This window comes from Brevundimonas sp. CEF1 (genome assembly GCF_051353055.1).
Classification (GTDB): Bacteria; Pseudomonadota; Alphaproteobacteria; order Caulobacterales; family Caulobacteraceae; genus Brevundimonas.
Map to the genome: position 1 here is coordinate 1,507,993 of NZ_CP195593.1, position 9,585 is coordinate 1,517,577.

The 9,585-nt window shown below is 61.0% G+C and carries 14 protein-coding genes; 10 read left to right on the top strand and 4 right to left on the bottom strand.

What is annotated here, in order from left to right:
- Positions 1 to 2: 2 nt before the first annotated feature.
- Positions 3 to 251, bottom strand: a complete 249-nt coding sequence (locus ACR9FL_RS07855) for a hypothetical protein (RefSeq protein ID WP_436357933.1) — start codon at positions 249 to 251, stop codon at positions 3 to 5.
- 185 nt (positions 252 to 436) lie between these two features.
- Positions 437 to 826 (bottom strand): hypothetical protein, encoded by a 390-nt coding sequence (locus tag ACR9FL_RS07860; RefSeq protein ID WP_436357934.1) that lies wholly within the window; start codon positions 824 to 826, stop codon positions 437 to 439.
- Between the two features lie 438 nt (positions 827 to 1,264).
- On the opposite strand from ACR9FL_RS07860, the gene ACR9FL_RS07865 reads away from it, so the two are divergent.
- The 10 genes from ACR9FL_RS07865 to ACR9FL_RS07910 all read left to right on the top strand — a co-directional run bounded on the left by ACR9FL_RS07865 (position 1,265) and on the right by ACR9FL_RS07910 (position 6,549).
- A complete protein-coding gene (locus ACR9FL_RS07865) occupies positions 1,265 to 1,618 on the top strand; it encodes a hypothetical protein (protein ID WP_436357935.1) in 354 nt (117 codons plus the stop codon).
- A 13-nt stretch (positions 1,619 to 1,631) separates the two neighbouring features.
- Positions 1,632 to 1,859, top strand: coding sequence for a hypothetical protein (locus ACR9FL_RS07870; RefSeq protein ID WP_436357936.1), 228 nt, complete (start codon positions 1,632 to 1,634; stop codon positions 1,857 to 1,859).
- A 134-nt stretch (positions 1,860 to 1,993) separates the two neighbouring features.
- Entirely contained in the window at positions 1,994 to 2,695 is a 702-nt protein-coding gene (locus ACR9FL_RS07875) for an SOS response-associated peptidase family protein (RefSeq protein ID WP_436357937.1), read from the top strand.
- A 78-nt stretch (positions 2,696 to 2,773) separates the two neighbouring features.
- Entirely contained in the window at positions 2,774 to 3,391 is a 618-nt protein-coding gene (locus ACR9FL_RS07880; RefSeq protein WP_436357938.1) for a hypothetical protein, read from the top strand.
- A 230-nt stretch (positions 3,392 to 3,621) separates the two neighbouring features.
- Positions 3,622 to 3,948, top strand: a complete 327-nt coding sequence (locus ACR9FL_RS07885; RefSeq protein ID WP_436357939.1) for a hypothetical protein — start codon at positions 3,622 to 3,624, stop codon at positions 3,946 to 3,948.
- 736 nt (positions 3,949 to 4,684) lie between these two features.
- Positions 4,685 to 5,062 (top strand): hypothetical protein, encoded by a 378-nt coding sequence (locus ACR9FL_RS07890; RefSeq protein WP_436357940.1) that lies wholly within the window; start codon positions 4,685 to 4,687, stop codon positions 5,060 to 5,062.
- 2 nt (positions 5,063 to 5,064) lie between these two features.
- Entirely contained in the window at positions 5,065 to 5,688 is a 624-nt protein-coding gene (locus tag ACR9FL_RS07895; protein WP_436357941.1) for a hypothetical protein, read from the top strand.
- Entirely contained in the window at positions 5,685 to 6,035 is a 351-nt protein-coding gene (locus ACR9FL_RS07900; protein WP_436357942.1) for a hypothetical protein, read from the top strand. The genes ACR9FL_RS07895 and ACR9FL_RS07900 overlap by 4 nt, the downstream gene beginning before the upstream one ends.
- Entirely contained in the window at positions 6,032 to 6,337 is a 306-nt protein-coding gene (locus tag ACR9FL_RS07905) for a hypothetical protein (protein WP_436357943.1), read from the top strand. The genes ACR9FL_RS07900 and ACR9FL_RS07905 overlap by 4 nt, the downstream gene beginning before the upstream one ends.
- Entirely contained in the window at positions 6,334 to 6,549 is a 216-nt protein-coding gene (locus ACR9FL_RS07910) for a hypothetical protein (RefSeq protein ID WP_436357944.1), read from the top strand. The genes ACR9FL_RS07905 and ACR9FL_RS07910 overlap by 4 nt, the downstream gene beginning before the upstream one ends.
- Positions 6,550 to 6,928: 379 nt before the next feature.
- On the opposite strand, the gene ACR9FL_RS07915 is transcribed toward ACR9FL_RS07910, so the two are convergent.
- Positions 6,929 to 7,510 carry a hypothetical protein gene (locus ACR9FL_RS07915; RefSeq protein WP_436357945.1) on the bottom strand — a complete coding sequence of 194 codons (582 nt, stop codon included), beginning with the start codon at positions 7,508 to 7,510 and terminating at the stop codon, positions 6,929 to 6,931.
- A 727-nt stretch (positions 7,511 to 8,237) separates the two neighbouring features.
- Positions 8,238 to 9,521: a hypothetical protein gene (locus ACR9FL_RS07920; RefSeq protein WP_436357946.1), complete on the bottom strand. Its 1,284-nt coding sequence runs from the start codon at positions 9,519 to 9,521 to the stop codon at positions 8,238 to 8,240.
- Positions 9,522 to 9,585: the final 64 nt, after the last annotated feature.

Below are 9,585 nucleotides of genomic sequence, written 5' to 3' on the forward strand. Positions count from 1 at the left end.
TGTCAGTCCTCATCCTCATCGTCTTCGTCATCGTCAGCGCTCAAGTCAGCGAACACTAGCTGCATCTCGACCCGCACCTCATCCATGGTCTGCTGAACCCATGCATGGAGCGCGCGAACCGTCTTGTCTGGGGACATGGCGTCAGGCGAGAACAGCCGCTCCATGACGTCCGTCAGCGCCTGGTTGCGACCCATGAGAACGCCCGCGCGGTAGATCGGATCGTCTGAGGCGTCGATTTCGTCGTCGTCCATGGCGGTGTCTCGGCAACTTGCGGGTGGCGCGCGCCCATCATAGCCTAAACACATTCCTTCGGGGATCAGCGGCCTGGCTTGTAGAATGATCCCCCCCCGGACGTTCTCGCCGGGCCGTTTTGCTGTTCAAATGAAAACGGCGACCCCAGATGGAGCCGCCGTTGCCGTCAAGATGTCGTGGTGGATCACTCGCCGGTTGCGATTGGTGCCAGCAGGAAGCTCGGGACCTGGAAGGTAAGGTTGGCGTTGGCCGGGTTGTCGCACTGCTTGGCGTCATAGAACGACATGAGGTGCACGCGCCGCTGCTCGACTAGCTGTTGAGCATCACGAGCGTTCAGATAGTTGCCGGCGGCGGCCGGCCAGAACAGGAGCACTGCGGCGACGTTGGCGCCGTTTACGCCCTTGTCGCTGTCCGCATCCCGCTTGATGGCGTCGAGTTTCGCGAACTCTTCTTTGAGCTGCGTGCAGTTCATCGCGCGGTCGCCCGGCTGCATGACGCTGACCTTCTCCGTCGTGGTGCATGCGGTGAGGCTTAGGCCAGCGCAGAGCGCGGCCGCGATAACGGTCTTTTTCATGAGATCCCCCCAGGATCGTTTTCCGTTCAACCCTCCGTCGAACGATAACCATGGCATATCACGACGTTCGCTAATGTCGAGTTAGGGCTACGCTGTCTTTGGCCGACGCTGTCCGTCAGAGCAGGTCACGCGGCCTTAGCGGCCACTGTTGATCGTGGAATCAGTTGTGTGGATAGAACGAACAAAGCATGAACATTGCACTAGGCGTGGCCGTAATCGGCGCCTTAGAGGTCATTCCGGGTCGGCAACCTTGGAGGATGAAATGCAGCATGAACAATTCCCGGCTCGTCCCGTCGAACAGCATCGGCTCATGGAGCGCATGGCTTCGGCCCGGATCAGCGATGAACAGGCGAGAGCGATCCTGACAAACCGCGAGGCGCACAGGGCTTTCATCGCGGGCTTGTGCTCTGGCATGTCTTACCCAGCCGGAAAACGGCCGTGAGCCGGTACAAGGGGCAGTCCAAGAAAGGTGCTATCGACGCTGCCGATCTGCGCGAAGTGGCGGACTGCTACCGCCGCGTTACCCGCATCCATGCGAGCCTGAACCCCGTCAGCGATCAGATCTTTCCGTTGATGGCTGCCTCGGCAACGCTGAAGGCCTGTTGGGCTGAACTGAGCGGCGCCGGGGGCATGGCGTGGACCTATCCTGGGGATGGTGTCCCGTTGGATGGCCTGGCCCCCGGTGCTGATCGGTCAGGCAAGCCGCGCGAGGCCACGCACATGTACCGCTTCGACTTGGATGATCGCCCGGCAGGGGAACCAAAGCCTGCGGCCAGTCCTGAATCCGCCTGATCAGGAGGATGCCATGAAGAAGCTTGTTCGAGCACAGGCGGGCGTGAAGCTGGAGCGGATCGAACGCCTGGCAGGGCGGCAGAGGGAAGTCTCGTTCAAGCTGTCAACGCATCGAACGGGCCAGCCCAGATTGATCATCGGAGAGGATGAGGCTCAGCGTGCTTTTGCGCGTGAGGTCGCGGCCTCTCTGGAAGACACGGTCGTTCAGGGACTGATCGAGCAGGGCGCTTTCGATCACTGACAGAAAGAAGCCCCCGCCTGAGAGGTCGGGGGCAAGGAGAGGGGTCCACGAAGAGCGGCGCCGATTGCCGGGCCACCGCTCATACAGCCGGCACTGCGATTGATGAACGGCGATTGTCGTGGGAGAGTTCCGGCATGTGCAATCTCTACCGACAGCGCAGCGGGCCCCAAGCGATCCTCGACCTGTCGCGCGCCATGCGTTCGGATGTCGGCAACATGGAGCCGCGCGACATCTACCCTGACTACGCGGCGCCGATCGTGCGCTGGGAGGGGGAGGATCGCATTATGACGACGGCGCGCTGGGGCATGCCCTCGTCGCGCAAGGCGCTGATGGATGCCGCGACCAAGAGGGCGGACAAGCTGCGGGCTAAGGGAAAGGACGTGGACTTCCCCAAACTGCTGGAGTTGCAGCCCGACAGCGGGACCACGAACGTCCGCAACACATCATCATCGCACTGGAAGCCCTGGCTGAAACCGGAGAACCGCTGCCTGGTCCCGTTCACGGCCTTCAGCGAGCCGGGCAGGGACGCCGAGGGCCGCTATCAGCCGGTCTGGTTCAAGCTGGCTGCCGATGATCCCGAGCCGCTCGCCTTCTTCGCCGGCGTCCACGTCCAGGACTGGACGTGCGTGCGCAAGGTAAAGGACGGCCCCGTGACCTGCGACCTGTTCGCCTTCCTGACGACCGAGCCAAGCGAGCCGGTGAAGTCGGTGCACCCCAAGGCCATGCCGGTGATCCTGACGGAGCCTGGCGAGATCGAAATGTGGATGTCGGCGCCGTGGGAGATCGCGAAGGAGCTGCAGCGGGCGCTACCAGACGCCGCGCTTGTGGTCATCTAGCCTGGCGGCTCCGATTTTGCCGATCAGGTGATGTGTGAGAGGCTCCGGGCGATGCCACAACCGCTTTTAAGGAAATACATGCTGGTGCGCTTCAATAGTGCAGCCATCGAGAACCGACCAGCAATTGGCGCGGCGATGATGGTGGTGGTGATTAAGTGGTCTGAGCTTGAGCACCGCTGGGGCATTTTGCTTGCGGAAATCCTCGGCGCCGAAGCGGCAGCCGGCGTGGCAATGTTCAATGCCGTCGAGAACGAATCCTCTCGCCGGCACCTTTTGACCGCCGCCTCAAACAAAAGACTATCTCTGAAATATCGCGAAGAGATGGATGCACTGATCAACGATGTACGAAAAGGTGCCAAACTACGAAACGATATAGCCCATGGGCAATGGGGGGCTGCCGACAACGATCCTGATGGTGTCGTGCTCGGCGATGGACGGTCTGCGGGTGAGGGCGTGGCCCGCTCGCACGCGGTTGAACATGGAATTGAAACGCTTCTCGGATCTGCGAAAGTCCCTCCGATGTTAATGCGCTACGATATACGCGACTTCCAGCAGGAGGCCGCACGGATCGACATCTTGATTGGTCGACAGATCGCTCTAACGGCGTCGATAAGAGCGCATCGTGAGGCGGCCAAAGCTGAGCGGAACCTCATTTTCGGTGTATTAGATGCCGTCGAGCAAAATTCGCTGCCCTAGCCCGGCAGTAATGGCCGCCACCACGTCCGCTCGGTGTTAGCCCGGCTTCGGTCGGGACTCCGCAGGACAGTACAGCCCCTTCAATCCATCTCCTCGAAGAAGCAACAGGGGCGATCCCCTCGGCCGCTCTAAGCCGGAGAGTTCAGCAAGCCAGGGAGACCGTTGGCGTTAGGTAGTGTTGCGGTCGCGGCTTTTCACCCCGAGACCGCCGTGCCAGTCTGCTTCTCCCGATGTCCGAGGGCCTGGCAATGCCGCGTAAAACGCGAACTGTCGAAAGTACCGAAGAATTCTACGAGCTGTTGCAAGGTCCGACGGGAACAGCGTTGCGAGCCACCGGCGTATTCCTCGAACGGAAGATGCGGGTGGCCAAAGTCACATGGGCGGATCTTAGCGATCAGGAGGTCGCGGACCTTTTCTTGGCCGCGTTCGCCGAGGCTGCGCCGCAGGCGTTTGACCATGTCGATCGGGCCACGGTCGATGAGGCTGTAGCGATCATGGCGTCCACGGTCGCTATGGAGATGGCCGCCACGGCTGACGGCAACGACACGATGAACTAACCACGCAGCTTGCATTACGGATGGCCCACACCATCTAAGGCTTGAGCTTCGGCTCGTTGAGCCCGTCTGAGTCCCAATGTGGCAGGCGGGCTTTTGCTTGTTCGACGGCCTCTATTCCTTGGCTGTCACGCCCAAACGCTTCGCCTCAGACGCAGCAATCGCCGCTAGGCCGTTCAACCCGGTGGATAGCTCAGCCAGGGCAGCTCTAGCCGCTGGATACTCGCGCCCTTCCGTTGCGGCGGCTTTAACTCGCAGCAATGTCCTTTGGTTGATGCCGGTAAGCCGGGACATAGGCGCCCCCCATTCACTTCCGAAAAGGCGTTCGCCGATGTCCGCGACCGACTGAGATGCGTACTGCGTGGCCAATGGGTTTCTCCGCCTGCCGGTGTCTGTATTGCAGACACTTAGTGCGCGCGAAGAACGTGTTCCGCAAGCACGGTTTCTTCGCGCCGCAAAACCCACCTGGATTATCTGGTCGCTCGAGGTCGCCACGAGTCTGATTTTCTTCGCGGGCGGAAGGGTTGGGCGGACCGAGCATCAATGCTCTGGGCGCGTCAGAGTTTCCTCGCGTGGGAGGAGGGCTCGGTCACCCCGGCCGTCGACCGGAAACGGGCGATCTATCGGCCGGCCGGCTAGGTCATCCTGCCAAGTGTCCGCTTGACAGACAGATGACGGTGTCTGATATTCAGACAGCTCTGGCGCTGTGCCGGGGCTTCAATCGGAAAGTACCGAGCCCATGACCGATATTTACGAACAACACGCCGCCGCCTTCTCTAAAGTCTCGGCGTTCGTCATCCTGGATCTTGAGGGCGAGCGCGTCGCAACCGTCGCCATCAAATACCCGCGCGACGGCGCCGGCCGCCTGTATGCCTATGTGCACCTGATCGGCGTCGAGATGGTCCGCGGTCACGCCAACGGGTACGGCTATGACAAGCGTTCGGTGGCCGTGGCGGCTGCTATTGCCAAGATCAAAGAGCCCGAAGGCCGTTCGGAGCATGACCTGCAGGTCAGCGGCTATCATGAGCTGATCACAGACGCCGCGCCGGCCATGGACTCCCGTGACTGGACCCAAGCAATCGAAGCCGCCGGCTTCCGCGTCCTGCAGGCGGTGTGATCATGCCGCAGTTTCAACTCAACACGTCGGGCGCCGTCGTCGCGCCGATCGGTTCCCACAACGCCAATACAGGCCCGCTCGCCTGGGCCAGTCTCGACGCCTTCACGCAGGGCTATATCGAGGCGCTGTTTTTCACGGAGGAGGAACAGCTTTGCGAGGAAAGCGACGGCGCCCGCAACATGCCGGACGTTGCTATCAACACGGCGACGATGGAGTCGCATTTTGTCGGCGGCGACTCGTTCGGTTTCAGTGACCTGGCGCCGGGCGCCCTGGCCCGCATCATTGCGGATTGCGAAGCCTTCCAACGCGTCAACGCCGCCGCGCTCGCCGAGGCATACGCCCGCGACTATGATGCGGAACAGGCCGGCCGCGACTATTGGTTTACGCGTAACGGGCACGGCGTCGGGTTCTGGGACCGTGACGCGCTCGAGCCTGACTCGGCTGAATATGAAGAGGCGACGGCCGCCATTGTCGCCGCTTGTCATGACAGCGTGGCATGGGGCCGCGCCGTTGACGCCCGCAACGTTCTGAAAGCCGAGTCCCTGGGCGAGCGTCTTAGCGCCGCCTGCCGCTATCAGGGCGTAGACGCGTACCTCGGCGACGACGGCAAGGTGCACCTGTCATGAGCCGCGCCCCTGAAACCCTGCCCGTCATCTTTCGGGCCGAATGGAATAGCCGGGAAAGCGGCACCGTTCACGTCACGGCCGTGTTTCCGACACTGCCCGGAACGTCAGACCCACACACGGCGACGTGTTACGCACATTTCGGGCAACACTCGGCCTGCAGCCATGGTTGGTACGCCATGACGCGCGCCGCGACGCCGGCCGAATATGCGCCGCTATTGCGTGAGCTGCAGGGCATTTATGAGCAAGGCGACGACGCCGTGTCGCTCAAAGTCGTCAAGCGCTGGACTCGTAACCATGACGACGCGCGCCGGGCTGAACTGACGCGCAGCAGGAGGGCTGCAGCATGAGCGCCCCCATGATCACCGGGCCTGACGGTAACGATAGACCCGCGCGCCTGGGCCTGACGGCTCGCGCCCTCGCCATGCCGCTCGAACGCGTCGCGGAAATCCTGACGTGGTGCGATGAGCCGGACCTGATCAGCGTGACCGGCGAACCGGCGCCGTGTTTCGACCCGCTCGACATCGCGGCGGCGCGGTTAGCTGGCGCACGGGACGTTGCTGAGCAGATGGCGTCGCCATCCTGGGCCATGGGTGAGGCCGCGCAAAACTCGATCAACCGCGCCATGGCGCAACTGGAGTCGGTGACATGAGCCGTCACGAATATTACAATCGCGAGCACTTCCCGCGTTTCATCGTCAACAATGGCAAATGGGACATTTGCGCCAATGAGACCGGCCATTGCGCCGCCATCCCTACGCCAGACGCGGAGGCGCGCGGATGCAAGGCGACCCATTTTGGTGATGCGCGATATGTAGCCGTGACCCTGGGTGTCACCGTCGAAACCCAAGCGGCTGCATCATGACACCCAACGCGTTCCGCGCCGCCGTAGAGGCCGATCTACGCCAAACGGGCCTGCCGATCACGGCCACCTATCGCGAGGGCAATGGTTACCTGGCGGCCTTCACGTCGCCGGACCTGGGCGGGGCGTTCGTGTCATACCGTGGCGGGCCTATTGAATGGACTCCCGCCGTCAACGTGGCGTCGGCCATGGGGCTCCAGCGAGACGGTTCGGCGCGGCGGCCTTACGGGGCGTACCTGCGGCGCCTGATGCTATGGGGATCTGCCGCCGTGCTGGCGTTCTGGGCCATATGCGCGGCGCTACCTGGGCCGTGATCTAGGGTTACAATCGAAGCTGTTTAGGGGGCGCCTGTCATGGGCGGCCCTTTTTTCGTGGATGGCGATCACGCAGCCGGACGGGGCCATTCTAGGCCGGCCGTAGGAAACTCAATCACCTGATCACCATCACGATAGATCGTGACCTGAACGCGCGTAACGTCTGCTGCCTTCGCGCCTGCTACCAGGCGGGCGGGATTGGTGAAGAAGAACATATTGGTCGAGCCGTCGCCGGCCCCAATGCCTCCGAACGACTGAGCCGGGCCGTCGCCGAAACGCACGGGGATCGCGCATTGTTCGTATGAGCGGCAAAGGATTTGCCCGTCACCCTTCAGCGTCACATATGCGTCGAGACCTTCGCCAGGCATGTCGCGGATACACAGTTCCGCTTGCACATCCGCATAGGGTGACGACTGGCGGACCCGATTGGTTGAGAGCGTGCAGGCGTACCGCCTCGCTCTGTCTGTCATGGGGTCGGCAGTCTCGCTGTAGGACCATGCCGCAGCAGGCGGGGGAGGGTTGCCGTACTCGACGTGCTCCACGCTTTCGGCAATGCGGCGCTGCGTGTCGCTGTATCCCGCGTACTTGTCGGGCGGCGCCTCAGTGCAGCCGGCAGCTACTAGGGCGATCAGGGCTAGGGCGCGGTTCATGGTGCGAACTATGGGCGAACGGCGTCATGTGAACAAGCCTGCTGACTGGCCACAGGTCACGCCCCGCCAGTGCGCACACGTCAAGGACGCACGCGCTATTTGGCCGCGTGGTCGCGCCTGGGCTGGGCGGCGACGTGAGAAGGCATAGGGGGCGAACGTCGCATACGATCTAACATCTGAATGATGCGATAGGATCTATGATTATCCACCTTGCGCCACGGTGGACACGAAAAGCCCAATTAAATCAATGGCCCGTCTGGCTTAAGGTACTCCCCAGATCAACGGCCGAGGGGGCGAGCGGCAAGGACCGCAGTTTTAGAGGGTTTTCAAAAGAAACTATAGCACTTAGCGACTCGCCCAATGTGCTTGAGCGGCTTTGCGGTGACTACACAGTGAGTTTTGTAGTCGGTTTTGTAGTTATGACGATGCTTCTGATTTAAAAGGGTATTTTTCCTAAAACTACAGAAACTACAGAAACTACAAAGTCTAGGGATAGGGAGAGCAGGGAAGGGGCTAACGGGCAGGCAAGTGGCAAATACCCCCGTAGCGGTAGAGTCTTAGAAAGGCGTGTAGTTTTGTAGTTCTGTAGTTTTTCTACATATTTTGATGGAAAAACAATAAGTTATGCCAACTACAAACTTCGGGCCTTTGTAGTTGATTTGGTTCAACTTGGTCGAACGGCACCCCCGCTGGAGATGCATGGTCAAAACCGCTGCCTGTCGACGTTCTAGCGGTTCAGCGAAGCCACGAGGAATCGGCCGAGCCGAGTCCAATACGCCCTGATCTCGCTCTCCATTGGTGCAAAGTCGGGCGAGTGAACATACCGCTGCATGCTCGCGACGGATATCAACTGATCGTTTTGCCTGAGGCGTTCCAGTTCGTCGAAATAGTCCTGGTCGATCATTTCTCGTTCAAGCAGGTGGCGTGCGACGGCACCAAGCTTGCGTGCCAGTTTGTCCTCCGCCCGTAGATCGTGCTCGGCCATGTAGCTTTCTACGGCGAGTTCCAGCAGAATCCTCATCATTGCAGAGATGGCGTTGGGATGGTCGGCGATCGTGAGAGTCTGGAGCTCTTCCCATATGGCCCTAACGCGCTGCTGAGCGGCGATCCATTGAATGTGGGCTGCGTTCTGGGGAATGAAGGTCGTCTGGGGCGGCGGAGGTGGTGGATTGCGACGGGGCCTGGGTGCCGCCCTATCAGCCGCCTCCTGTTCAGGTAGACGCGCAGGTTCTCTCGGCAACACCCCCTCGGCCTCGAGCTGATTCAGGTATCGGCGTTTGCCCTCATTGTTCCATAAATGGCCGAGGGTGACGCGCTGGTTCGCGAGGTCGCTGGTGATCCGGTGCAGCGCGTCGACCACTGCGCCGCCTTCGTGCGTGATGTGAAAACGCCGGCCGGCGGTGCTGATGCCGGTCCTATTGCGAAACTCTTCGGAGGATAGAAGCCGGGTCAGTGTCGACCAGGGAATGTTCCCCTCGGGAAGGCGGTCGTTGCCTGCGAGCAGGTTTTCGACTTCGGCAGCAACGTTGATGCCGCCACCTTGCCCGGTCCGGTCGACAAAGTTCAGCTTCGCGCGATCGTTCCAGCCCAACTGGCCGACCCCTTTTTGCGAGCCCGTGTGCCGGCGATAGATGATGTTGTCGATTACGTTTCGATCAGACTCAACTTGGCACGTAAGTTCGATCGCAATCGGTCTTTGGGCCTCGTTCCGCAGATCGGCGAAGAATGTGCGTAAGTCGGCCGACGGTGCGCGGTCCGGCTCAATCAGCAGTTTGAGGCAGGTGACGCGGCGGTTGCCGTCGAATACGACGTAGACGTCGTCCATCTCCATTACCAAGGGCGGATCGTACACCTTGCCGACTGAAGCGATGTCGGTAGCAAGGTTTCGCATCTGGACGTCATGAAGACGGAAAAGCTCTGCGATCGCGAGATCCTCATTCAGGACCTCGCCGTGGCGGTCATTGGCTCTGTTAACTCTAAGTCGTCCGACTTCAATGTTTTCGTATGCCACTATCACCCCCGCCCACCATTTCACCTCTAGGTGTAGACGGGTGACGAGGGTGCTGGAAAGCGCA

Coding starts and splice junctions, on each gene's coding strand:
- ACR9FL_RS07855 (WP_436357933.1), bottom strand. CDS start 251: ATGGACGACGACGAAATCGACGCCTCAGACGATCCGATCTACCGCGCG.
- ACR9FL_RS07860 (WP_436357934.1), bottom strand. CDS start 826: ATGAAAAAGACCGTTATCGCGGCCGCGCTCTGCGCTGGCCTAAGCCTC.
- ACR9FL_RS07870 (WP_436357936.1), top strand. CDS start 1,632: ATGAAGAAGCTTGTTCGAGCACAGGCGGGCGTGAAGCTGGAGCGGATC.
- ACR9FL_RS07875 (WP_436357937.1), top strand. CDS start 1,994: ATGTGCAATCTCTACCGACAGCGCAGCGGGCCCCAAGCGATCCTCGAC.
- ACR9FL_RS07880 (WP_436357938.1), top strand. CDS start 2,774: ATGCTGGTGCGCTTCAATAGTGCAGCCATCGAGAACCGACCAGCAATT.
- ACR9FL_RS07885 (WP_436357939.1), top strand. CDS start 3,622: ATGTCCGAGGGCCTGGCAATGCCGCGTAAAACGCGAACTGTCGAAAGT.
- ACR9FL_RS07890 (WP_436357940.1), top strand. CDS start 4,685: ATGACCGATATTTACGAACAACACGCCGCCGCCTTCTCTAAAGTCTCG.
- ACR9FL_RS07895 (WP_436357941.1), top strand. CDS start 5,065: ATGCCGCAGTTTCAACTCAACACGTCGGGCGCCGTCGTCGCGCCGATC.
- ACR9FL_RS07900 (WP_436357942.1), top strand. CDS start 5,685: ATGAGCCGCGCCCCTGAAACCCTGCCCGTCATCTTTCGGGCCGAATGG.
- ACR9FL_RS07905 (WP_436357943.1), top strand. CDS start 6,032: ATGAGCGCCCCCATGATCACCGGGCCTGACGGTAACGATAGACCCGCG.
- ACR9FL_RS07910 (WP_436357944.1), top strand. CDS start 6,334: ATGAGCCGTCACGAATATTACAATCGCGAGCACTTCCCGCGTTTCATC.
- ACR9FL_RS07915 (WP_436357945.1), bottom strand. CDS start 7,510: ATGAACCGCGCCCTAGCCCTGATCGCCCTAGTAGCTGCCGGCTGCACT.